Genomic DNA, 23,524 nt, shown 5'->3' with positions numbered 1-23,524 from the left:
CCCCCGACTTATGAATCGATATAGCGTACGAGCTCAATCGTGCCTTCAAGCAGAATTTCCTCAGGCAAAATCGTTTTGATGACAAAGTTTTTACCTTGAATGATGCACTGCCCCTGTTTGAGCATCAGCCTTACTTCGGTATCGCTGAAAAGCAAAAGCCCTCTGTGGTTTTCAATATATATGTGAAGTCTTCCTATCATCGTGATTCTCGGAAGATCCATCATGACATCAGGGGGAATTTCCAATGTTCTTGTCAGCCACGCTTTGATGCGATTTTTTCTTTGCGCCATAAAAAAAAGAACCCCCTTTCATCTCATATGTATGAGTGATATGGGGGTTCTAATACTTAAATTTTAGGGCGGCGCCTCATTGTGTAATGCGGCTTTCTCGACCGTGGAGGGCCGAATACTTCGCTGAGTACAACGCCTTGGACAATCGTGTTTTTATTCAAATCGAGCAGCTCTTGTTTCCGGTTGATCACCCGGCTGCTCTGCTTTTTAATGGCCCGTTCAACGGCCGGCATGGACCGCTCGGCATCCGCTTGGATTCTGCGGAGCTCTGCGGCCATATCTTCGCTTTTTGCAGCAGCCGCAGCTGCTGCAGGCCGTTGTTTATTGTTTTCTGCCGGCCGGCGCTGTGCCGTCTGCTTCGGCGTCGTCTGCGTTTTCGGCCGTTCAGGCGCCGGTTTACGCTTTGTTTCTTCATTTTCATCATTTTTTCCGAGCTTGTTGAATATGAAGGAGATGGCTGCGATGATGGCCGCCATGATAATCGGATTGTCGAACAGGATATCAAGCAATGAGCTCCCTCCTTTTTACAGGGGCTTGTTTATTTATGATCCTCTTCATTTTGGTCTTTCGTCATCTTTCCAAAAGAATCGCGCATGTCTGTGTCGGCGTCGATGTTTTTCATATTAAGGTAGTCCATGACTCCGATCTTTCCGCTGCGGAGAGCTTCAGACATCGCAAGCGGCACTTCGGCTTCTGCCTCGACGACTTTAGCGCGCATTTCTTCGACGCGGGCGCGCATTTCCTGTTCTTGCGCAACCGCCATGGCGCGGCGTTCTTCCGCTTTCGCCTGGGCAATGTTTTTATCGGCTTCAGCCTGGTCGGTCTGCAGAATCGCTCCGATGTTTTTGCCGATGTCAACGTCAGCGATATCGATCGATAGAATTTCAAACGCTGTGCCTGAATCCAATCCTTTGCTCAAGACGGTTTGTGAAATCATATCCGGGTTTTCAAGCACTTTTTTATGATTATCGGAGGAACCGATTGTCGAAACGATCCCTTCGCCGACACGGGCAATGATTGTTTCTTCTCCCGCTCCCCCGACAAGGCGGTCGATGTTTGCGCGAACCGTGATTCTCGCTTTTGCTTTCACCTCGATACCGTCCATTGCTACACCGGCAATAAACGGCGTTTCGATGACTTTCGGATTAACGCTCATTTGAACGGCTTCAAGCACGTCACGGCCCGCTAAATCGATGGCCGCACATCTGGCGAATGTGAGTTCAATGTTTGCACGTTGGGCAGCGATGAGCGCGTTGACAACCCGGTCAACATTACCCCCTGCAAGATAGTGGCTCTCGAGCTGATTGATCGTAACATCAAGTCCCGCTTTATGCGCTTTGATCAGCGGGTTCACCACGCGGTTTGGAATGACGCGGCGGAGCCTCATTCCGATCAGTGTGAAAATGCTGATTTTAACACCAGCGGCCAAAGCCGAGATCCACAGCATGACCGGGACGAATGTAAAGAAGACAGCTAGTAAGATGATTCCGGCTGCTATAATAAGCAAAAGAAACAGTGTTGACGGATCCATAATATTCCTCCTAATAATGTAATTTATAATTCTCTCACAACAATGCGTGAGCCTTCCACTTTAACCACTTTCACTTTCTTGTCCTTCGCGGTGAACGAGCCTTCAGATACGACATCAAGCCGTTCATCGCCGATGATGACCGTTCCGGACGGTCTGAGCGGTGTAAACGTGACGCCGGTTTTACCAATTAAATCGCGCCGGCTTTCATTTGACACATATCCGCTTTCCGTGCTTGTCGAGTCGGTTAAGATCAATTTTTTGAAAAATTTCATACGCTTCCCCAACACCCTTGTCAATAGAATGGATGCCGCTATAGAAACAGCAGTTGCAATCAAAATGGAGACGGCCATGACCTTAAAGCTTCCCGATGCTAAAAAGAGGCTCGAAACAATTGCGATCAGGCCGGCAATCCCTGCTATTCCGCCCGGCAGAAAAATCTCTAAAATGATTAAAATAATGCCTGCTGCAAACAGAAGGATCGTTTCCATTCCGGCAAGCCCGGCGACGAGATGACCGTAGAAAAAGAGCAGCAGCGCGGAGAGTCCCATAAAGCCGGGGATCCCAAAACCAGGCGAATAAAGCTCCACAATCAACCCGAGACTTCCAATTGAAAGGAGAATCGGAATCACGACCGGATGCGTGATGAACCGGGCCACCTTTTCGGCGAAGCTCACCTCAGCACGCTCGATTTTAGCATCCTTCAAGTTCAGCTTTTTCAAAAGATCATCAAGGCTCGAAACTGTGCCTTCTGAATAGCCGACTTCCAGCGCTTTGTCAGGGCTTAATGTGAGCAGCTCGCCCTTCGGCGCCCCAACTTCTTTAGCATCGACGTCAGCATCGGCCATCGCGAGAGCGTATTTCGGATCACGCCCGTTTTTTTTGGCTGCGTCTTCCATTTCAGCGAGCCACAGAGATTCCGACTTTTTATCAGCGGCATTTCCCTGCGTATCAATGATCGCGGCAGCTCCCATTTTCCCGCCGGGCGCCATATAAATATCGTCTGCATTCAAGGCGAGGTAAGCGCCTGCGGACAGAGCCCTTCTATTCACATAAGCGGTCACCGGAATGTCGGAGTTATGTATCGTATCAGCCATGTCAAGGACTGCGTCGACCGCTCCGCCGGGGGTATTGATATCGAGTATGATATGTTTGGCATTCATATCTTCCGCTTCTTGAAAAGAGCGCTCAAGAAATTTTGAAAGCCCTTTTTCAACCGTTTCTTCGATCGGAATGACATACACTGTATCTCCATCCGCTTTCACGGTCAAATGAACGCCTAGTAATAAGAATAAAACAAAACCGCTGGCCAGAGCAACAAAAATTCTAAATTTTTTCAGCAGCAATGATGTCTGAGGCCTCCTTCCCCTATTATCATTAACATTACATACGTTATAAATGTAACAAAGGTTTCATCTTTCTACTACTTTTCTATTGTATGAACACGCACAAAAAAAGACGCCTTTAATTGCTTAAAGGCGTCTTTTTCTTAAGACAGTTGTTTGCTGACAAGCTTATTGACGAGACCGCCGTCCGCCTTGCCTTTGACTTTCGGCATGATAGCGCTCATCACTTTGCCCATATCCGCTTTTGAAGAGGCGCCGACTTCGGCGATCGTCTCGTTGACGATGCCGAGCAGCTCTTCTTCCGTCAGCTGTTCAGGCATATAAGCTTCCAGAATGTCTAACTCTTTTTGAACTTTATCTACTAAATCTGAACGATTAGCGTTTGAAAATTCATGGAGGGAGTCTTTACGCTGTTTTAATTCACGAGAAAGAACAGTCAGTTCTTCATCATCGGTCAGCCTGTCTTTCTTAAGCTTGATTGCTTCGTTTTGAAGCGAAGCTTTGACCATGCGAATGACAGTCAGTTTGTCTTTCTCACGGTTTTTCATATAGAGCTTCATATCTTGATTCAGCCGCTCAAGAAGACTCATAAATCCACCCTCTTTTAGTATTTGCGCTTTCTTGCAGCTTCAGACTTTTTCTTGCGTCTTACGCTAGGTTTTTCATAAAATTCACGCTTTCTTGCTTCCTGCAAAGTACCTGTCTTTGATACACTGCGTTTGAAGCGACGAAGAGCATCTTCAAGCGATTCGTTTTTTCTAACGACCGTTTTTGACATTCTCTTTCCCTCCCTCCGAATACACCAATCGACTGCTTTAAAAAAAGACATACATATAAACATGTACTTTGACATTATAATATAAGCCTCCGGTAAGGTCAACCAAGGAGAACGTTTTATTGTTCAGTCATGATTTCGGCAGCTTGTCTGTATATATTTATAAAGGAGGCTGTTCGAAAAACTGATGATAATCCTGATCTTATTCATATTATTGATCGTTCTTTTTCTCAAAGGCATGAGCATGCTGAGAAAAGGCTTGATTTCACTGACATTTGAAAAAATCGAAAAGCGGCTGCTGTTTTTCACGGATCATCCGGTGAAAGCCTTTTTGGTCAGCATTGTATTTACGGGGGTTTTGCAAAGCAGCTCGGCTTTTATGGTGATCGTTATTGGCTTTGTCTCGGTAGGCGCCCTTTCATTTAAACGTTCGATTCCGCTCATTTTGGGAACAAACATCGGGTCCACCTTCACAACGGAATTTTTGGCAGTGAAGCTGGAATTTTTGATTTTTGCCCTTTTTGCCGCAGGTGCGGTTCTTTTCATTGCCGGAAAATCCCCTTTTCGGCAAGTGGGCGTAAGCATGATCGGCTTGGGTGTTATTTTTTTCTGTATCAGCGGCTTCAGCCGGCTTGCCGTGCCGTTGTCACAGCTAGACTCGGGCGCTTATATTGTGCAGCTTGCCGAAGATTCACCGCTTTACGCCTTGATCATCGGGACGGTTTTGACCGCGATGATTCATTCCAGTTCGGCGTGTGTCGGCATCCTGATGAGCTTTATGGATCAAGATGTCGTCGGTTTGACCGAAGCGATGAGCGTTGTTCTCGGCTCCAATATCGGGACATGTATCACAGCCGTGATGGCGTCCTTCAAAGGCGGAGCTGCAGCCAGGCAAACGGCTTATGCCCATGTGCTGTTTAATGTCATCGGTGTAGCAGCTGTATACCCCCTGCTCTCATCAATAACAGGCTTTATTTCCGGACTGTCGGCAAGCCCCGCTCAGCAGATTGCCCATTTCAGCCTGCTCTTCAACGTCGTCACGTCCCTATTGTTTCTGCCGCTCTCAAATCTGTTTCATTCGCTGATCATGTTTCTCATTCCAAACAAAAACCAGGCCCGGTAAACGCCTGGTTTTGTTTGATTAGTAGTCTTCATTCGCTGTTAAGCCTTTGACAATCGACACGCCCGCGCTTGCTCCGATTCTCGTCGCTCCGGCTTCAATCATGGCAAGGGCAATTTCCTTATCGCGGACGCCCCCTGAAGCTTTAACGCCGATATAAGGTCCGACAGCTTCCCGCATCAGTTTTATATCTTGAACTGTCGCACCGCCGCCGGAAAAACCGGTCGATGTTTTGACAAAGTCGGCGCCTGCTTTTACGGCCAGTTCACAAGCGAGCCTTTTTTCTTCATCCGTCAACAGTGAGGTCTCTATGATGACTTTTACGAGAGCTTTGCCGGCGGCCGCGTCTGTCACCGCTCTGATGTCATGCTCCACGGTTCCGGTATCGCGATCTTTTAATGCACCGATGTTGATCACCATATCAACTTCACCGGCTCCGTCTGCGATCGCCTGCCTGGTTTCAAAAGCTTTTGTTTCCGGAGACGCCGCACCTAAAGGAAAGCCGATAACCGTGCATACTTTCACTTCTGAATCTTCAAGAAGCTCGGCGCACAGCTTTACCCAGCAAGGATTGACGCAAACGGAAGCAAAACCGTATTCACGTGCTTCTTTGCAAAGCGCTTCGATTTCGGATTTGACAGCATCAGGCTTCAATAGCGTGTGATCGATCATTCGTGCCATTTGTTTTGTCATCGTCCCGACTCCTTTTCAAGTGGTTGTCTCTTATGAGATTCGCAAAAAAGCCGGAACACCTTTTTGTGAACCGGCTGAGTTGATCATTTATGACGATAAGCGGATGTTTTCATGGACGCCGTCTTCGGCGACGCGGACGAACTGTCCTTTATTGTACGGATAGCCGGCTTTTAAGATCTTCACTTTAACAAGCTGGCCGATCAGGTCTTCGGAACCTTCGAAAACAACCTTCATATAGTTGTCCGTGTAGCCGACAAGCAGATTGTCTTCGTCCGTTTCCGTGAACGGCTCTTCCGGAATAATTTCCAGAACATCGCCTTCATAGTCTGATGCGTATTCTTTCGCAAGCTGATCTGAAAGAGCGATCAGTTTGTGAACTCGTTCGTTTTTCACGTTCTCGTCAACTTGGCCGTCCATGCGTGCTGCCGGGGTTCCGGTCCGTTTGCTGTACGGGAAGACGTGGAGCTCGGAAAACTTGTGCTCTTTAATAAAGTTGTACGTCTCCATAAATTCTTCTTCCGTTTCCCCCGGGAAGCCGACGATCACATCAGAAGTGACTGCGAGCCCCGGAAGAGCTTTTTTGAGTTTCGTCAGCCTGTCGGCGAAAAACTCCATCGTATACTTTCTTCTCATCCGTTTTAAAACGCTGTTTGAGCCGGATTGAAGCGGAATGTGAAGGTGTCTGACGATCTTGTCTGAGCGGTCAAGCACTTCGATCACTTCGTCTGTAATTTGGCTCGCTTCGATTGAAGAGATACGGATTCGTTTCAGACCTTTCACACGGCTGTCCAATTCTTTCAACAGCTGCGCAAAGTTGTAGTCTTTCATATCTTCTCCATAACCGCCGGTATGAATACCGGTCAAAACGATTTCTTTATAGCCGGCATCAACGAGCTGCTGCGCCTGGCGGATGACTTCCTCAGGGTCGCGGGAACGAAGCAGGCCGCGCGCCCACGGAATGATGCAGAATGTGCAGAAATTGTTGCAGCCTTCTTGAATTTTCAAAGAAGCACGCGTTCTGTCGGTAAACGCAGGAACATCAAGCTCCTCAAACACTCTTGCTTTCATAATATTGCTGACGCCGTTAATCGGCTGTCTTTCTTCCTGGTACTGCTTAATATAGCCGAGCATTTTTTCGCGGTCCTGCGTACCGACGACGATATCAACGCCTGGGATCGCCATGATTTCCGCCGGGGAAGTCTGGGCGTAGCACCCTGTCACGCAAATGACGGCGTCAGGATTTTGGCGGATCGCCCGTCTGATCACCTGGCGGCTTTTTTTATCACCTGTATTTGTGACGGTGCATGTATTAATGACGTATACGTCCGCCGAACTTTCAAATTCTTTTCTTTCGTAGCCGGCTTCTTTGAAAAGCTGCCAGATTGCTTCTGTTTCATAATGGTTGACCTTGCAGCCAAGTGTATGAAATGCAACGGTTGCCATTGTTATTCACCTCTTAATAACTCTGTATGATAAGAAACTGCCGCCAACGCGTACAGCGGAGCTGTTTCCGCCCTTAAAATCCGCGGACCGAGCCCGCAGGCGAGGGCTCCTTTTTCTTTAAGCGCCTCAATTTCATCCTCTGAAAATCCGCCTTCAGGACCGAACACCATGAGTACGGATGATCCTTCCGGCAGGCTTTTGAGCACGGATTGAAACCGGCTCGTCTCGCCTTGCTTTGATGACTCTTCGTATGCAACGACACATTTATCGAAGTCCTCAAGGCTCTCAAGCAAACGTTGAAACGTGTGAACCGGCGCTACATCGGGAATCGCGTTTCTGTGGGACTGTTCTGCGGCTTCTTTGGCGATTTTCGCCCACCTTTCCCGCTTTTTCTTTGCCTTTTTTTCATCAAGTTTAACAACGGAGCGTGATGCCTGAAAAGGAATAAACGAGCTTGCACCGAGCTCTGTCCCTTTTTGAATGATCCATTCCAGCTTATCTCCTTTAGGAAGGCCATTGGCAATATGGATCTGGACGGGCAGTTCGCGTGTTTGCCCCGTCCATTCGATTACGCTCAATAAAACCTCTTCTTTTGTGACGGACTCGATCCGGCATTTCGCTTCATGGCCGTCTTTTGCACAGCAAATGACCTCGTCTCCGGGAGACATCCTCATCACGGTCGCAATGTGATGAACGTCTTCGCCTTTGATCGAGAACGCGGGTGCGGCTGTGACCTCTTGTTTTGATTGTTCGATAAAATATCGTTGCATACGCTTGTCACACCTACTAACGATTATTTTTTAGCGATGATGCTGACCCAGTCCTCCATTGAAAGAACCTCGACGATCGTAAAGCCTTCTTTCACCAGTGCATCTTTGACTTCCTGTTTTTTCTGCTGGATGATTCCCGACGTAATGAAATAGCCGCCGTCTTTCAACAGATCGTATGCCTGATCCGTAAAGCGCAAGATGACCTCGGCCAGGATATTGGCAACGATGACGTCTTTTTCTCCTTCAACGCCGTCGAGCAGATTATTTTGCTTGATCTCGATATGATCGCTGACTTTATTGAGCTTGGAGTTCAAGCGGGCGCTTTCCACGGCTACGGGATCGAGATCATATCCTTCAACCTGTTTGGCGCGAAGCATGGCTGATGCAATGCTCAAAATGCCTGTTCCCGTTCCGACATCCACGACCGAATCCCCTTCTTTCACATACCTTTCGAGCGCCTGTATGCAAAGTACGGTTGTCGGGTGTGTGCCTGTTCCGAATGCCATTCCCGGGTCCATCTCGATGATGAGCTCATCCGTATGAACCGGTGTGTACTCTTCCCATGTCGGAACAATCGTAAACTTCTCGGAAATTTTTACGGGATGATAATATTTTTTCCATGCTGTCGCCCATTCTTCTTCGTTAACCTCGCTGATGGTAATTTTGTTTCGTCCGAGGTCAATATCATACAGCAGCAGATTATTGATGGTTTCCTTGATTCCTTCTACAGTCTCCCCCAAAAAGCTGTTGATCGGGAGATACGCTTTGATGATGACTCCTTCATCAGGATAATCATTGGGATCGAGCTGGTAGATTTCTCCGTATACATTCTCACGCTCTTTAATTAAATCAAGCGGATCTTCAATCACGACTCCACTCGCACCAGCTTCATGTAAAATATTCGAGATGGGCTCAACCGCTTCATGTGTCGTGTGAATGCAGATTTCGGACCATTTCATACTACCAACTCCTCATCCAATCATTAATCGCCTTTAAAGGCACGCTTTACTTTATCGAAAAAACTCATTTCCTGTTCATCCGGCATATTTCCGCTCACTTCTGCAAATTCGCGGAGAATATTTTTCTGGTTTTCTGTTAAATTCGTCGGTGTCACGACGCGGACGACGATGTGCTGATCGCCTTGACCGTACCCGCGTACGTTGGCAACGCCTTTTCCTTTTAAGCGGAACTTAGTGCCAGTCTGCGTGCCCGCCGGCACTTTTAATTTTACTTTACCGTGAAGAGTAGGCACTTCAATTTCGTCCCCGAGCGCAGCCTGTGCAAATGTCAGCGGCATTTCGCAGTAAATATCGTCTCCATCGCGCTCGAAAAATTCGTGTTCTTGGACGCGGAAAACGACGAATAAGTCACCTGACGGACCGCCGTTGATCCCCGGTTCACCCTGTCCGGATACTCGAAGCTGCTGGCCATCATCCACACCCGCTGGGATGGTGACATTGATTTTCTTGCGTTTTTTCACTTTTCCTGAACCGCCGCAAGTGGAACATTTGTGTTTAATTTGCTTACCCGTTCCATTACAGTAATGACATACTCTTCTGTTGACGACTTTTCCGAACGGAGTCGACTGCTCCATGTTCAGCTGGCCTGAGCCGCCGCAGTGTGAACATGTTTCCGGCTTTGTTCCCGGTTTCGCGCCTGAGCCGCTGCATGTTTCACATGTTTCTTCACGCGGAATTTCGATCGTCGTCTCTTTTCCGAAGGCCGCTTCTTCAAATGACAGTGTCATCGTATACTGCAGATCGGCGCCCTGCCTCGGAGCATTCGGATCTCTCCGCCTTGCGCCGCCTCCGAAAATGCTTGAGAAAATATCGTCAAACCCAAAGCCGCCGAAGTCGCCGCCTCCGAAACCTCCGCCTCCGAATCCCTGATTTGGATCGGTGTGGCCAAACTGGTCGTAATGGGCCCGTTTTTGGTCATCAGAAAGTGTTTCATAGGCTTCTTTGACTTCTTTGAATTTCTCATCCGCTCCGGCTTCTTTGTTGATGTCCGGGTGATATTTTTTTGAAAGCTTGCGGTAAGCTTTTTTAATCTCATCTTTAGAAGCGCTCTTACCTACCCCAAGCACCTCATAGTAATCACGCTTACTCATCTCTTCACACTCCCGATTTTCTCACATAAATTAGATTGTATCATTTCAAATTATGTTTTTTCAATTCCTTTTGTCCTTTAGGAAGAAAAAAGTCAAAGTCAAGAGATCCTGACTTTGACTTTCATCGCCTGTAAGGTCATGTGCTGTGCAAACCGGGGTAAGCACAGCACATTTTATTTCAATTACTTTTGATCTTTGTCGTCGTTTACTTCTTCATATTCAGCGTCAACGACATTGTCGTCGGCTTTTTTAGCGCCGGCGCCGCCGTCTTGCTGAGCCTGAGCCTGTTTTGCAGCTTCTTCGTAAAGCTTCATTGATAGCTCTTGGACGATCGCTTGCAGCTCATCTTTTTTCGCCTTGATTTCATCAAGATCATTTTTCTCGATCGCAGCTTTTAGCGCGTCTTTTGCTTCATTCGCTTTTTTCACTTGCGCTTCGTCTGCTTTGCCTTCAAGATCTTTCAGCGTTTTTTCAGTTGTGAAAACAAGCTGATCCGCTTCGTTGCGAAGTTCGATTTCTTCTTTTTTCTTTTCATCCGCTTCGGCGTTTTCTTCAGCTTCTTTCACCATGCGCTCGATCTCATCGTCAGAAAGGCCTGAAGAAGATTTGATCGTGATGTTTTGCTCTTTGCCGGTGCCCAGATCTTTCGCGCTGACGTTGACGATACCGTTCTTATCGATGTCAAATGACACTTCGATTTGCGGTACGCCGCGAGGAGCCGGCGGAATATCTGTAAGCTGGAAGCGTCCGAGCGTTTTGTTGTCAGCAGCCATCGGGCGCTCACCTTGGAGCACGTGGATGTCAACCGCTGTTTGGTTGTCAGCCGCTGTTGAGAACACTTGGGACTTGCTTGTCGGGATTGTCGTGTTGCGCTCAATCAGCTTCGTGAACACGCCGCCCATTGTTTCGATACCAAGTGACAGCGGAGTTACGTCCAGAAGGACAACATCTTTGACATCGCCTGTGATGACGCCGCCTTGAATGGCTGCACCAAGGGCTACGACTTCGTCAGGGTTGACGCCTTTATGCGCTTCTTTTCCAGTTTCTTTTTTGATCGCTTCCTGAACGGCAGGGATACGTGTTGATCCGCCGACAAGGATCACTTTGTCGATTTCGCTTGCAGAAAGTCCCGCATCTTGAAGAGCCTGACGGACAGGGCCCATTGTGCGCTCTACCAAGTGTGAAGACAGCTCTTCAAACTTCGCGCGGGTCAGTGTCAATTCAAGGTGCAGCGGACCTGCGTCACCTGCTGTGATAAACGGCAGGGAAATTTGCGTAGAAGATACGCCGGAAAGGTCTTTTTTCGCTTTCTCAGCCGCATCTTTTAAGCGCTGAAGCGCCATTTTGTCTTTAGAAAGATCAATGCCGTTTTCTTTTTTGAATTCTGAGACGAGATGATCGATGATCACTTGGTCAAAGTCGTCTCCTCCAAGGCGGTTGTCACCCGCTGTAGAACGAACTTCGAATACGCCGTCTCCCAATTCAAGGATGGAAACGTCGAATGTACCGCCGCCAAGGTCGTAGACGAGGATCGTCTGATCTTCTTCCGTCTTATCCAGACCGTATGCAAGCGCAGCTGCAGTCGGCTCGTTGATGATCCGCTCAACTTCAAGTCCGGCGATTTTACCGGCATCTTTTGTCGCTTGACGTTCTGCATCGTTGAAGTATGCAGGAACTGTGATTACGGCTTTAGATACAGTTTCGCCTAAATAGCTTTCAGCATATGATTTCAAATGCTGAAGGATGATGGCAGACACTTCTTGCGGCGTGTACTTTTTGCCTTCGATTTCAACTGTATAGTCCGTGCCCATGTGGCGCTTGACCGACATGATCGTGTTCGGATTCGTGATGGACTGGCGTTTCGCCACTTCACCCACCTGGCGCTCTCCGTTTTTAAATGCAACAACCGAAGGAGTCGTGCGGGCTCCTTCTGGATTTGGGATGACTTTCGGCTCTCCGCCTTCAAGCACTGCAACGCATGAGTTCGTTGTTCCCAAGTCGATTCCGATTACTTTGCTCATGATTTTTACCTCCTGCTATGTAGTTATTGATTGACTTTTACCATAGAAGGACGGATCACCCGGTCCTTAAGTTTATAGCCTTTTTGCAGTTCCTCAACGACTGCGTTTGATTCGTACGCTTCATCCTCGACCTGCATAACAGCCTGGTGCATGTTCGGGTCAAATTGCTCTCCGACTGATGGAATCTGTTCAACTCCTTCATTTTTAAGAGCATCCAAAATTTGACGGTGCACCATTTCCATCCCTTGAAGCAGGCTTTTCGTCTGCTCGTTGTCAGGATCGATTTGAAGTGCGCGTTCAAAGTTGTCAAGCGCCGGCAGCAATTCGCTGATGATGCGCTGGGAACGGTACTTTTCAGCAGCCTCAAGATCAAGGCGCGCGCGTCTTTTGTAGTTTTCAAAGTCCGCCTGAACACGTAAAAGTTTATTTTCTTTTTCTTCAAAACGTTCTTGAAGTTCTTTTAGTTGTTTTTCAAGCATTTCTGTTTGAGTGTCTTCTGCCGGGGCATCAGCTTCAGCAGCCGTTTGTTCGGCTTCGGCTGTCTCCGCTTCTGTCTCGTTCAGTTCCTCTTGTTCGTTTAGCTCTTCGGTTTGTTTTTCTTCTGCCATCTGTGTTCACCTCCCTTAAAGGATGAGTTTCATGATAAAGAAGGGATTTCTCCCTTCTGTCTCTGTTTTAGGTACTGCCTTACCCATCATACAAACTTGTCAACGCTTTTGACAAGTCAGATGATACGTGCTGAAGCAAACCGACGACGCGGGAGTAGTCCATGCGCGTCGGCCCGATGACCGCGATGGAGCCGATCTGTTTTGAGCCGACCGTGTATGTCGCGGTAATCAGGCTGCAGTTTTCCATTTCTTCATAGTCGTTTTCCTTGCCGATTTTAATGGTAATTCCGGACTCAGTCGACTGAAAGAGCCGGAGAAGCTCCTGTTCTTTCTCAATGAGCGACAATAGCGATTTCACTCTGTCAATATCGTGAAATTCGGGCTGATTCAGCATATTAATCTTGCCGCCGAAAAACAGCCGGTCGGTTTGAACAGATGAATCCAGCGTTGCGCCGAGCCCGTGTAAAATCGTATCGTAATTTTGGATATGCGACTTTAAGAAGATGACGACCTCTTTGAAAATCCTGTCTTTCAGCTCTGAGATCGGCACGCCTCTAAGGCGTTCATTTAATATATTCACCAGCTTTTCGAGATCGGAAAGATTGACCTCCGCCGGAAAATTGATCGTTTTATTCTCGACATGGCCGGTATTCGTTACTAGAATGGCAACGGCCTTCTTGGGCTGAATCGGCACAATCTGAATCTGTTTAAGATGGTTCTCGCTCAGTCTCGGACCGAGGACAATCGATGTATAATTTGTCAGATCAGACAGCACTTGAGCCGACTTCTGCACCGCTTTTTCGAGTTCAAAGATTTTTTCTTTGAAAACCGAATGTATAATGTTCAAGTCCGTTTTTGACAGCTTTCCGGGTGAAAGCAGATGATCGACATAATAGCGATAGCCTTTTTCAGAAGGAATCCGGCCTGAAGATGAGTGGGTTTTTTCGATAAAACCGAGCTCTTCCAAGTCAGCCATTTCGTTTCTGATCGTTGCTGAGCTGAATGTGATATCTTCCTTTTTGGAAAGCGTTCTTGACCCTACCGGCTGAGCTGAACGAATGAAATCGTTGACGATAACCTGCAAGATTAACAGCTGACGATTTGTTAACATCCATATCACCCCTGTTAGCACTCGACACAACTGAGTGCTAATTGTATATCAAAATTACCAAACCGAAATCAAAATGTCAATTATAACTCACCCAGGAATGCCTGAAACACTTCATTCCCCAATAGTTTTCCATTATGTGATAAAAATACATTTTTGCTCGTGTTCACAATCAGCCCTGTTTCTTCCAGCGAACGGAGCACTTTCGGGAAGAGATCGTCGACAGTTCTTCCGTATTTTTCGAAAAAGCGTTCTTTGTCTACTCCCGCGGTTTTTCGAAGACCGAGAAACATTTCTTCTTCAATCTGTTCATTTTTTGTAACCCTGTGTTTTTCTTTATAAGGAAAGCCTGACTGCTCAATCAGGTCGATATAATGTTTGACAGGGCCGGCATTTACCGTTCTTTCACCATTGATATAGCCATGCGCGCCCGCGCCCAAACCGAAATACTCCTCATTGTTCCAATATGTGAGGTTATGTTTGCTCTCATATCCTGTTTTGGCGTAGTTGCTGATTTCGTATTGGCCGATGCCCGCTTCTTCCATCTTCCGCATCACGAGTTCGTACATTTCAGCTTCCTGATCCTGCGGCGGCAGATGAAGCCGGCCTTTTTTCATCAAGTTATAAAAAACGGTTTTCGGTTCGACGATCAGCGAATAGACCGAATAATGTTCAGCCCCGAGGGCAAGCGCCGTATCGAGCGATGAGGCGAAGTGGCCGATGGTTTGTCCTGGCAGGCCGAACATCAGATCAAGGCTGATATTATCAAATCCCGCCTTTCGCGCTCTTTCAAAGGAAACGAGTACGTCTTTTTGCTCGTGGACCCTGCCGATTTTTTTTAGCAGCTCGTCTTCAAACGTCTGTACGCCAAAGCTCAGCCTGTCTACACCGGCGGCTTTTAAAACATCCAGCTTTTCAGCCGATAAATCGTCGGGATTGGCTTCCACTGCAAATTCGGCAAGGCTTTCGGACGGTTTTAAAACGCGATGAATGGAATCAAGAAGCCGTTCAAGCTGCGCTGCCGACAGCGATGTCGGCGTTCCTCCCCCGATAAAGATCGTTTTCAGCTCCGGATGTCCGGCCGCTTCCATTGAATTGGCCATTTCCTTCTCTAAAGAGCGCAAATATTCATCAACGGGCTGAGATTGAATAAAAAACTTGTTGAAGTCGCAATAATGGCAAATGTGCTCGCAAAACGGAATATGGATATATGCTGCTTTCATTATTTTCACCTTCTTTTACAGGAAGAAGCCGCAGTGTGTTACGCTGCGGCGGCTCATGATTATGATTTCGGACCGCTGTCGTCCATTTTCAGGACTGCCATAAAGGCTTCCTGCGGAACTTCGACAGAGCCGACCTGTTTCATTCTTCGCTTTCCTTCCTTTTGCTTTTCAAGCAGTTTGCGTTTTCTGGAAATATCCCCGCCGTAGCACTTCGCCAAAACGTTTTTGCGCATGGCTTTGATGGTTGAACGGGCGACAATTTTTGTGCCGATGGCTGCCTGGACAGGCACTTCAAACTGCTGGCGCGGAATGAGTTCCTTCAGCTTTTCGACGATAACCTTACCCCGTTCATACGCATAATCGCGGTGAACGATAAAGGAAAGAGCATCGATTTTTTCGCCGTTCAGCATAATGTCCATTTTCACGAGCTTGGACGGTTTATATCCGATCAGTTCGTAATCAAATGACGCATAGCCTTTCGTATTTGATTTAAGCTGATCGAAAAACTCGTAGACGATTTCCGCAAGCGGAATTTCGTAGACAATGCTGACGCGGTTCGCATCAAGGTACTGCATATCGATAAACTGGCCGCGCTTGCCCTGGCACAGTTCCATGACCGCGCCGACAAAGTCGTTCGGCACCATCATCGTCGCTTTGACGAACGGTTCTTCGACCCGGTCGATCTTCTGCGGATCAGGCATATTTGACGGGTTATCGACGACGATTTTTTCTCCGTCTGTCATGTATACGTCATAGATAACGCTCGGAGCCGTCGTAATCAAATCGATGTTGAATTCGCGTTCAATCCGCTCCTGAATGATTTCCATGTGGAGCATCCCCAGGAAACCGCAGCGGAAGCCGAATCCGAGAGCCTGGGACGTTTCCGCCTCATACTGCAGGGCTGAATCGTTCAGCTCAAGTTTTTCAAGCGCTTCCCGCAAGTCGTTGTATTTCGCTGTATCAATCGGATACAGACCGCAATAGACCATCGGATTCAGCTTTCTGTAGCCTGGCAGGGCTTCGGGCGCTGGGTTTTCCGCACTTGTAATCGTATCCCCTACACGGGTGTCTCCGACGTTTTTGATTGCGGCCGTCAGGAATCCGACGTCGCCGACAGTCAGTTCGTCAACCGGAACAGCCTTCGGTGTGAAAACGCCGACTTCAGTGACTTCAAATTCTTTTCCCGTCGCCATCATCTTAATTTTTTGACCGGCTTTTACGGTACCTTGGACGACTCTGATATAGGCGACGACCCCGCGGTATGCGTCATACAGAGAGTCAAAGATCAGAGCCTGAAGCGGCGCTTCCGGATCTCCGCTTGGTGCGGGAACCTTTTCAACGATCTGCTCCAATATTTCTTCAATTCCGATGCCTGCTTTTGCTGAAGCAAGGACGGCGTCTGAAGCGTCAAGACCGATGACATCCTCGACTTCCTGGCGGACGCGTTCGGGTTCTGCGCTCGGAAGGTCGATTTTATTAATGACCGGCAGAATTTCAAGGTCGTTGTCAAGCGCAAGGTAAACGTTTGCCAGCGTTTGCGCCTCGATTCCCTGTGCGGCGTCGACGACGAGAATCGCGCCTTCGCATGCAGCAAGGCTTCTCGAAACCTCATACGTAAAATCGACGTGTCCCGGGGTATCGATCAGATGAAAAATATATTCCTCTCCGTCCTTTGCCTGATATTTCAGCTGTACGGAGTTCAGTTTAATGGTGATTCCTCTTTCACGTTCCAAATCCATCGAGTCGAGGAGCTGTTCTTTCATTTCCCTTTGAGTGATTGCCGCCGTTTTTTCCAGGATTCGATCCGCAAGCGTTGACTTGCCGTGGTCGATATGGGCGATAATAGAGAAATTTCGGATTCTCGACTGCCTTTGTAATCGTTTTTCTTTATCTGTCACACTAATCACTCCTACTATGAAACGCAATATGCGCTAGCTTAGATTATATCAATAGGGTTGTGAAGATTCAATCCTAAGTCACATATGCTTTCTAAACCCGAAAAAGAAAAAACGAGTCCTCCATCCGGCTCGTTTTTTCTTTTACTTATTCCGTTTTTTCCTTTATCCAGTCATACAATGAACGGGCTGTGTTTGTAACCGAATCGGCCAGGGCGCGGCCTGCCGAGGAAAAGAGGTTGAAAGCTTCCAGATGTTCCAGCTCTTTTTGTTTTTCCTCCAAATCGATTTGATGGCCGAGGACTGACGCCTCTTTCGCATCCCCTTCAGATATGCTGAGCGCCGCTTTTAAATCAGGGTCCTGATACCCTTTCATTTCAATCATTCCGTTGTTCGCCTGCTGCATGCCGAGAAGGACGCCGAAAAACATGACAGCGCAAGCCAATATGCATTTTCCCATAAAAGAAGCCACTTCCATCACCTGTCCTATTGTTTTTTCTTATCGTCTTCACCGGTGTCTGCATCAACTTTTTCAGCATTCCAATACATCTCGCTGAATACATCCGCCATCGCTTCTGCAGCCCGCTCCAGCTCTTCGCGGTTATTATCTACGCCGCCAAATTCGATTAAGACGGATCTTTCGTTTAAATCCTGATTATATATGCCATTATCCCCGGCAGCTCCCTTAGATATAACACCGCGGCTCAATCCGGGATATTTTTTTTCCAGCCGTTCATGCAGTTCTTTTGCCAATTTAAAATTCGATTCAAAATTAGGACTCTTCTTACCAATGACAAACGCGAGCCTCGCATAGCTTTTTCCGTTTACCGTTGTTGTGGTCGCTTTTTTCCGTGTTGCATCCCTGTGAATATCGATAAAATACTGCAAATCTTTGTTTTGAGCCATCGCCTCTTTAACGACCGGCCTTGATTCATCATAGGACCGCGCATAGGCCCAGCCTTTTTTCCGCAAGTTCGCCTGAAAATCGGTTTTATCCACCATTGCCCCGACACCCTGCGACTTCATCGCATTTGCGAGCATATCGCTGACAAGCGTAACATTTGCTTTCGAATGAAGCGCCCGATCAGGTTCCGTCTCACCTTTTAAAAAGGGGAGATACGATTCCGTATTGTGCGTATTGTAGATAAATACGACTTTTCGGCCGCCCGTCGATTGTTCAGGAGGTTTTTCCTCCCCTGTTTTCTTTTTCTGCTTCCCTTCAAGCTCTGCAAGGTTCGCTTCTCTCTCCTCTTTTAAGACCTCTGTCGGCGGCGGAGATTCTGACGGCATATTTGTGTAATCCGTCCCTTGCCCTGCAATGAGGATTTCCGAATCAAAATGAGAGAAGCCTGGAAGCTCCCGTCCGAGAAAACTTCGCGGATCTTTCAAATTGATGCTGGTCGCCAGTTTCAAGACGATCGGAGAAAGCTCAAAACGTTTATTCGGTTCCGGCAATTCTGATGCAAAGTAGTGGTTTTCCATTCCCAAAATGAGCCCAAAGGTCTCGCCCGCCAGTTCATCAGTCACCCGGTACAACGATGAAGACGGCCTCAACTCAGGACGCAGCGATGTCAGCACGCCTGATAAAATAAAAACGAGCAGCAGGCTGACAATAAATAAGAATACTGTCTTAACCGCACTTCTTCCATTTACAGCCAGCACAAACTGACGATTCCTGCCTCTTTTTCTCATCGCAAATCCCTCCAGAGCTTGTCTAGTAAATAGACTATGTACAAGATAGAGGAAGTAGAACAAGTTCCGGCAATGCTATATGCACGAAAAAAAGCGGCCTGGTCAGCCGCCTTGATCTTAGTGGTTATACATTCCTTTATTCTCTTGCGAGACATTTTCATGAAGCGCTGTGTTCAGACCATTCGCAATCACATTTGCCATATCATCGATAAAGGTATCGACCTCTTTTGGGGTCACCATTAAGTTATGGCCGAGCGGAGAGAGGACTTCATGGATCAGCTGCCTTTTTTCATCCTCCGCGAGGCCTCCGACTATACCGAGAAACGATTTGCGGTGCTCCTCATCAGGAAGGTCTTCTTCGGTGAGGACCTTTCTTTTCCCAAAGCTCATCCCCGCGGGAACGAGCGACCTGGACGGACTGTCATCTCTCATTTCTCTTCCAAAATGCTTCAGCATGTAATCAATCGTATCACTCGTGATCGTGACGGCATCAACCACCGTCGGAACCCCGATGGCGATGACCGGAATGCCAAGCGTATCCTTGCTTAATTCTTTTCTTTTATTCCCCACCCCAGACCCGGGGTGTATCCCGCTGTCTGAAATTTGAATGGTAGAATTCACACGCTCGATCCCTCTTGATGCCAGCGCATCAATGGCAATGACAAAATCGGGCTTGGAGCGATCGATTACCCCTTGGATAATGTCGCTCGTCTCAATTCCGGTCAAGCCCATGACTCCCGGGGAAAGCGAGCTCACCGGACGGTAGCCATCCTCTACATTTTCGGGCTGTAGCTGAAAAAGGTGCCTCGTCACGAGAAGGTTCTCCGTCACTAGTGGGCCGAGCGAGTCGGGCGTGACATTCCAGTTGCCAAGCCCTACAATTAAGCAGCTGGCATCCCGCGGAATGTTCAAATAATCGAGAAATGCGGAAAATTCCTTCGCGAACACATTGACGACTTTTTCCTGCAAGACGGAATCCTGCTGCCTGATCCCTTGTGTTTCAAAGGTTAAATAGCGGCCGGCTTTTTTCCCCGACAGCTTCGCTCCTTCTTCATCAATGTCCATCGTCTGAATTTTGATCCCGTCTTTTTCGTATTCTTTGACTGTAAACCCTTTCAGCTCTTTCTTTGGAGAAGCTTCCTTTTCCTCTGCCAGATCCCTCGCTTCCACGGCTAAGTCTGTCCGGACTGCATATTGACTTAAATCAAGCTTCTTTTTCTCCATATTTGCATTCCCTCCAAAAACATAACTGGTGTTAGTGTGCCCACAAGGTCTGCAAACATTCCCACGAAGCGGTGCTTTCAAATAAAAATACTTTACATTTATATTGCAATCTAAGGGTGTGTTTGATAGAATACAATTTGTTCTATTGTTGAGATCTAACCTATAGAAAAGGAACAGAGGTTATGTCTTAGGAGGTGAAACACATTGCCAAACATTAAATCAGCGATCAAACGCACAAAAACAAACAACGAGCGCCGCGCGCACAACGCAACAATCAAATCTTCAATGCGCACTGCTATGAAACAAGTTGAAACTTTCGTAAGCAACAACGAAGCAGACAAAGCGAAAGCAGCTCTTTCTGCAGCAGCAAAGAAAATCGATAAAGCAGCTAAAAAAGGTCTTGTCCACAAAAACACCGCAGCTCGTTACAAATCAAACCTAGCGAAAAAAGTGAACGGACTTTCTGCATAATAGAAAGCTTGGCCATGCCAAGCTTTTTTGCTTGCCGTCATAAAAAACGGCTCTCTTAAATGAGAAGCCGTCAGACCGCAAAAATAGCGCGATTCAGGTCTGTGCCGACAGAGAGGAGCTTTCATGTCAGCCATGCTCCACTCGCACGGAGCTATTTTTTGAATGAGGCTGTCTTCGGACAGCTGTTTTCATTCAAACATATAATTATTGATTTTTATACAAAATGAGGGAACTTCCGAAAAAGGAAGTTCCCTTGCTATGTACAAGAATAATCATTCATGGAGTTTAACTTTTAAAAGATAACCCTTTTTCCTTCAAAGCCCCCCGTAATTTAGGCAAAGATGCCGGTCCCATACCGTGAAATTGCAAAATCTCTTTTTCGCTGTATTTTGACAGATCCTGCAAAGAAGTTATTCCATTGTGTTCCAAAGCTCGTCTGGCTGGCGCAGAGAGCAATGAAAGAAATCCGTTGTCAGGTTTGCGCTGTTGCTCACAAATCGGGCAAACAGGACAATCACTGCTTTTATCATACTCATGCCCTTTGCTGCAAGTCCTTAAATTCTTTGTCACTTTTACATTTCTCCCTTTCTCATTCCTCTTCATCACTCAACTGCTTCACAAAGTCGAGATGTTTATATCCCCAGCTGCACATATCGGTCAACACCGGCGCCAATGTTTTTCCGTGCCCGGTTAAACTATATTCGACCTTCGGAGGGATTTCCTGATAAACTTGCCGTTTGACGAGACCATCATGTTCGAGCTCCCGAAGCTGGTTGGTCAGCATCCCCTGTGTAACACCAGGGAGCATCCGCCTCAGCTCTCCGAAGCGTTTGGTGCCTTCATGAAGTAATACGAACAGGATCAGCGGCTTCCATTTTCCTCCTATGGCCGCCAAAGTTATGATTATACCTTCCGTCGTCTTCATTTCCTGTACTTTTGACTTCATCTTTGTCAACTCCCGATTCGGTATTCGTGATATCAGTTACGTTACCATATCATTCTGATTCGCGGTAGTACTCTTATTTTACATACATAGTACGGTTTACCGTACTGCCATAAAAAAGTTCTTTCACCACAATCGTACGATTTAAAGGACTATGTACGAAAAAAAGCGTACTTTGCAATGCCAAAAATATTCGTAATAATTGGGACGAACAAAGGTTCAAGGAAAACAACAAACAGTAAAGGAAGATGTTCATGAACATAATGGTAATTGCAGCACATCCAAATCTGAGGAAGTCCAAATGGAACAAGGCACTAATGAACGAATTGAAAAATCATCCTGATGTCTTGATTCGTGATCTGTATCAGGAGTATCAAAATTGGAGTATCGATGTTGAAAAAGAACAGCGATTATTACTTGAATATGACCGGATCGTTTTTCAGTTCCCATTTTATTGGTTCAGCTGTCCGCCTCTTTTGAAAAAATGGTTTGATGATGTGCTGACATACGGCTGGGCGCACGGCCCCGGAGGCGAAAACTTGAAAGGCAAAGAATTCATGATTGCTACGACAACAGGCGGAGCGGAAGAGGAATATCGCGTTGGGGGCCGCAATATGTTCACTGTAAAAGAGTATTTACGGCCGATTGAGGGTACTATTATCCGATGTCACGGCACGTTTCTTCCGGCTTTTGCATCCCACAATCCTAATGACAATATCCTCAAAGCCGAAGCGAAGCGATATGCAAAGCATGTTTTATCACCTAATGGTGAAGCTTGCCGATTATGAAGAAAAAGAAATAAGAACAACTGAAAAGACTGTCAAGGTTTTCTCGACAGTCTAACGGCTCTCTAATTTTAAGAGAGCCGTTTTTTCAATCGGACTGCAAAAGCTTGAGCAAAAACAGCTCAAGCAGGAGCTGCTTGTCTTTTTTGCCTGTCTTCATTTCATAATCCATAACGGCGAGATGCTCGATGATGCTTTTCAGCTCTTCTTCAGAAAACAGCCTCGCTTGGTCGATCGCGAGCTTCACCCTGAACGGGTGAACTTTGAGGTTTGAGGCGATTTGCTTTTGCCCGTACCCCTGCTGCGAAAAGTATTTTGTCTGCATCAAAAGCCTGAACTGGTTTGCGATCAGCGCCATCATTTTGATCGGTTCTTCATTTTGCTTTAACAGATCATAGAAAATCTGCAGCGCTTCTGTACGCTTCCGGTTCACAACCTTGTTGATCAATTCGAAAATGTTCTGCTCGAGACCTCTGGCAACGAGCTTTTTGACGTCTTCAAGCGTGATCGAATCCCGATCACCAATATATGTACTAAGCTTTTTCACCTCTTGGGCAATGGCCGACAGGCTGGCATTACACAGGATGACAAGCTCTTCCGCCGCTTCTCGTTCTATGAGCTTCCCCTCTGATTTTGCAAGCCCCGCGATAAAATCAGCCGTTTCCCGGCCGTTCAGTTCTTTTGCTTCAACCATTTGGGCGTGTTTTTTCAAGAGCTTGGTCAGCTTTTTCCTCTCATCAAGCTTTTCATAAGGAGCGAGCAGCACAAAAACGGAATAAGGCGCCGGCTGCGCAATATAATCCTCCAGGCTTCCGAGGTTATGCTCCATTTTATCTTTCTTTTTTTCAGCTGTTAAAAAAGACGGGTTTTTCGCAACTACAAGACGCTTCTCCCCCATAAACGGAAAAGTTTCAGCATCTTCAACAGCAAGGTCTAATGCCTCTTCTTCCAAATCAAATACGGAAAGGTTGAAATCCTTCGTCTCTTCATCAACAACGGCTTGTCTAATCCTTTGAACCGTCTCCTGCAGAAGATACGTTTCTTTCCCGTATAAACAATAAACAGGATGAATATCGCCTTTTTTTAAGCTTTTCCAAATATCAAATACCGTCATCTGCACTTTCCCCTCTTTCATCCTTCCTTTCTATCCTAAAGCGTGTTTTGCAATTAGTAAAGAGAGAAGCGGAGTCACCCGCTCTCTCATTTATAATAAACGCCTTCCATAAACCCCCGGGTTAGTTTATAGAAGACGATGTTCATAAATTTTAGAAAACGGTTGCATGAAGCTCCTAGATTTTTGCAAAGAATTGAATTATACTGGATATCAATAGGAGGGGTAAATTGTGAATGAATTTGAAAAAGACGTGCAAAGCAAACGTAACGATCTTGTAGATTCAGGTGTCGGTTTCATCGTGTCTTTTGGCTTTTTCGCTACAATGTTTATTATCGCTACTGTTATACATCTGGCCGCTTAATCAA

Annotated in this window: 26 protein-coding genes; 4 read left to right on the top strand and 22 right to left on the bottom strand. The window is 46.9% G+C overall.

The features are described from left to right. Positions 1 to 8: 8 nt before the first annotated feature. The 6 genes from yqfC to rpsU all read right to left on the bottom strand — a co-directional run bounded on the left by yqfC (position 9) and on the right by rpsU (position 3,942). Positions 9 to 290, bottom strand: a complete 282-nt coding sequence (gene yqfC, locus MST20_RS14575) for a sporulation protein YqfC (protein WP_020452247.1) — start codon at positions 288 to 290, stop codon at positions 9 to 11. A 56-nt stretch (positions 291 to 346) separates the two neighbouring features. Continuing rightward, the gene (locus MST20_RS14570) at positions 347 to 799 is read right to left on the bottom strand and encodes a hypothetical protein (protein WP_243943066.1); all 453 of its coding nucleotides are present in this window, start codon (positions 797 to 799) and stop codon (positions 347 to 349) included. Between the two features lie 29 nt (positions 800 to 828). After that, the gene (gene floA, locus MST20_RS14565) at positions 829 to 1,821 is read right to left on the bottom strand and encodes a flotillin-like protein FloA (protein WP_020452249.1); all 993 of its coding nucleotides are present in this window, start codon (positions 1,819 to 1,821) and stop codon (positions 829 to 831) included. A 23-nt stretch (positions 1,822 to 1,844) separates the two neighbouring features. After that, on the bottom strand, positions 1,845 to 3,164 hold the full coding sequence (locus MST20_RS14560; RefSeq protein WP_243943064.1) for an NfeD family protein: 1,320 nt from the start codon (positions 3,162 to 3,164) through the stop codon (positions 1,845 to 1,847). Between the two features lie 143 nt (positions 3,165 to 3,307). After that, a complete protein-coding gene (locus MST20_RS14555; protein ID WP_023855244.1) occupies positions 3,308 to 3,754 on the bottom strand; it encodes a GatB/YqeY domain-containing protein in 447 nt (148 codons plus the stop codon). A gap of 14 nt (positions 3,755 to 3,768) precedes the next feature. Continuing rightward, a complete protein-coding gene (gene rpsU / locus MST20_RS14550; RefSeq protein WP_003183654.1) occupies positions 3,769 to 3,942 on the bottom strand; it encodes a 30S ribosomal protein S21 in 174 nt (57 codons plus the stop codon). A gap of 184 nt (positions 3,943 to 4,126) precedes the next feature. Between rpsU and MST20_RS14545 the strand changes: the two genes are divergently transcribed. Continuing rightward, positions 4,127 to 5,062, top strand: a complete 936-nt coding sequence (locus MST20_RS14545) for a Na/Pi symporter (protein ID WP_243943063.1) — start codon at positions 4,127 to 4,129, stop codon at positions 5,060 to 5,062. Positions 5,063 to 5,080: 18 nt separating this feature from the next. Here the strand turns inward: MST20_RS14545 and deoC are convergent, their stop codons facing one another. The 13 genes from deoC to gpr form a co-directional block, all read right to left on the bottom strand. Next, positions 5,081 to 5,752 carry a deoxyribose-phosphate aldolase gene (gene deoC, locus MST20_RS14540; RefSeq protein WP_243943062.1) on the bottom strand — a complete coding sequence of 224 codons (672 nt, stop codon included), beginning with the start codon at positions 5,750 to 5,752 and terminating at the stop codon, positions 5,081 to 5,083. Between the two features lie 87 nt (positions 5,753 to 5,839). Further along, positions 5,840 to 7,195 carry a tRNA (N(6)-L-threonylcarbamoyladenosine(37)-C(2))-methylthiotransferase MtaB gene (gene mtaB / locus MST20_RS14535; RefSeq protein WP_243943060.1) on the bottom strand — a complete coding sequence of 452 codons (1,356 nt, stop codon included), beginning with the start codon at positions 7,193 to 7,195 and terminating at the stop codon, positions 5,840 to 5,842. 2 nt (positions 7,196 to 7,197) lie between these two features. Further along, positions 7,198 to 7,965 (bottom strand): 16S rRNA (uracil(1498)-N(3))-methyltransferase, encoded by a 768-nt coding sequence (locus tag MST20_RS14530; RefSeq protein WP_243943058.1) that lies wholly within the window; start codon positions 7,963 to 7,965, stop codon positions 7,198 to 7,200. 23 nt (positions 7,966 to 7,988) lie between these two features. After that, positions 7,989 to 8,924, bottom strand: coding sequence for a 50S ribosomal protein L11 methyltransferase (gene prmA, locus MST20_RS14525; protein ID WP_065644201.1), 936 nt, complete (start codon positions 8,922 to 8,924; stop codon positions 7,989 to 7,991). A 23-nt stretch (positions 8,925 to 8,947) separates the two neighbouring features. Then, positions 8,948 to 10,075: a molecular chaperone DnaJ gene (gene dnaJ, locus MST20_RS14520; protein WP_065644202.1), complete on the bottom strand. Its 1,128-nt coding sequence runs from the start codon at positions 10,073 to 10,075 to the stop codon at positions 8,948 to 8,950. A gap of 182 nt (positions 10,076 to 10,257) precedes the next feature. Further along, positions 10,258 to 12,096 carry a molecular chaperone DnaK gene (dnaK, locus tag MST20_RS14515; protein ID WP_152846917.1) on the bottom strand — a complete coding sequence of 613 codons (1,839 nt, stop codon included), beginning with the start codon at positions 12,094 to 12,096 and terminating at the stop codon, positions 10,258 to 10,260. Between the two features lie 23 nt (positions 12,097 to 12,119). Further along, positions 12,120 to 12,704 (bottom strand): nucleotide exchange factor GrpE, encoded by a 585-nt coding sequence (gene grpE, locus MST20_RS14510; protein ID WP_243943055.1) that lies wholly within the window; start codon positions 12,702 to 12,704, stop codon positions 12,120 to 12,122. 79 nt (positions 12,705 to 12,783) lie between these two features. Beyond that, positions 12,784 to 13,815, bottom strand: a complete 1,032-nt coding sequence (hrcA, locus tag MST20_RS14505; protein ID WP_020452261.1) for a heat-inducible transcriptional repressor HrcA — start codon at positions 13,813 to 13,815, stop codon at positions 12,784 to 12,786. An 80-nt stretch (positions 13,816 to 13,895) separates the two neighbouring features. Further along, the gene (hemW, locus tag MST20_RS14500) at positions 13,896 to 15,035 is read right to left on the bottom strand and encodes a radical SAM family heme chaperone HemW (protein ID WP_243943053.1); all 1,140 of its coding nucleotides are present in this window, start codon (positions 15,033 to 15,035) and stop codon (positions 13,896 to 13,898) included. 59 nt (positions 15,036 to 15,094) lie between these two features. Next, on the bottom strand, positions 15,095 to 16,933 hold the full coding sequence (gene lepA / locus MST20_RS14495; RefSeq protein WP_059231276.1) for a translation elongation factor 4: 1,839 nt from the start codon (positions 16,931 to 16,933) through the stop codon (positions 15,095 to 15,097). A 145-nt stretch (positions 16,934 to 17,078) separates the two neighbouring features. Next, positions 17,079 to 17,402, bottom strand: coding sequence for a YqxA family protein (locus tag MST20_RS14490; RefSeq protein ID WP_059231275.1), 324 nt, complete (start codon positions 17,400 to 17,402; stop codon positions 17,079 to 17,081). A 14-nt stretch (positions 17,403 to 17,416) separates the two neighbouring features. Next, complete coding sequence (spoIIP, locus tag MST20_RS14485) at positions 17,417 to 18,622, bottom strand: stage II sporulation protein P (protein ID WP_243943051.1); 1,206 nt, start codon at positions 18,620 to 18,622, stop codon at positions 17,417 to 17,419. A 117-nt stretch (positions 18,623 to 18,739) separates the two neighbouring features. Beyond that, positions 18,740 to 19,846, bottom strand: a complete 1,107-nt coding sequence (gene gpr, locus MST20_RS14480) for a GPR endopeptidase (RefSeq protein ID WP_243943049.1) — start codon at positions 19,844 to 19,846, stop codon at positions 18,740 to 18,742. A 204-nt stretch (positions 19,847 to 20,050) separates the two neighbouring features. Here gpr and rpsT point away from each other — a divergent pair, with 204 nt between their 5' ends. Further along, on the top strand, positions 20,051 to 20,317 hold the full coding sequence (rpsT, locus tag MST20_RS14475) for a 30S ribosomal protein S20 (protein ID WP_020452267.1): 267 nt from the start codon (positions 20,051 to 20,053) through the stop codon (positions 20,315 to 20,317). 285 nt (positions 20,318 to 20,602) lie between these two features. Here rpsT and MST20_RS14470 read toward each other — a convergent pair whose 3' ends face one another. After that, positions 20,603 to 20,887 (bottom strand): RNA polymerase alpha subunit C-terminal domain-containing protein, encoded by a 285-nt coding sequence (locus tag MST20_RS14470; protein WP_265626266.1) that lies wholly within the window; start codon positions 20,885 to 20,887, stop codon positions 20,603 to 20,605. A gap of 19 nt (positions 20,888 to 20,906) precedes the next feature. Further along, positions 20,907 to 21,263 carry a winged helix-turn-helix transcriptional regulator gene (locus MST20_RS14465; protein WP_020452269.1) on the bottom strand — a complete coding sequence of 119 codons (357 nt, stop codon included), beginning with the start codon at positions 21,261 to 21,263 and terminating at the stop codon, positions 20,907 to 20,909. 251 nt (positions 21,264 to 21,514) lie between these two features. Here MST20_RS14465 and MST20_RS14460 point away from each other — a divergent pair, with 251 nt between their 5' ends. Next, entirely contained in the window at positions 21,515 to 22,048 is a 534-nt protein-coding gene (locus MST20_RS14460) for an NAD(P)H-dependent oxidoreductase (protein WP_243943045.1), read from the top strand. Positions 22,049 to 22,133: 85 nt separating this feature from the next. Here the strand turns inward: MST20_RS14460 and holA are convergent, their stop codons facing one another. Continuing rightward, entirely contained in the window at positions 22,134 to 23,159 is a 1,026-nt protein-coding gene (holA, locus tag MST20_RS14455; protein ID WP_243943044.1) for a DNA polymerase III subunit delta, read from the bottom strand. 229 nt (positions 23,160 to 23,388) lie between these two features. Between holA and MST20_RS14450 the strand changes: the two genes are divergently transcribed. After that, positions 23,389 to 23,520 carry a YqzM family protein gene (locus MST20_RS14450; protein ID WP_003183686.1) on the top strand — a complete coding sequence of 44 codons (132 nt, stop codon included), beginning with the start codon at positions 23,389 to 23,391 and terminating at the stop codon, positions 23,518 to 23,520. Positions 23,521 to 23,524: the final 4 nt, after the last annotated feature.

The sequence above is a fragment of the Bacillus sp. B19-2 genome (assembly GCF_022832475.1).
Taxonomy (GTDB): domain Bacteria; phylum Bacillota; class Bacilli; order Bacillales; family Bacillaceae; genus Bacillus; species Bacillus paralicheniformis.
This window is presented reverse-complemented; position numbering and strand designations above follow the sequence as displayed.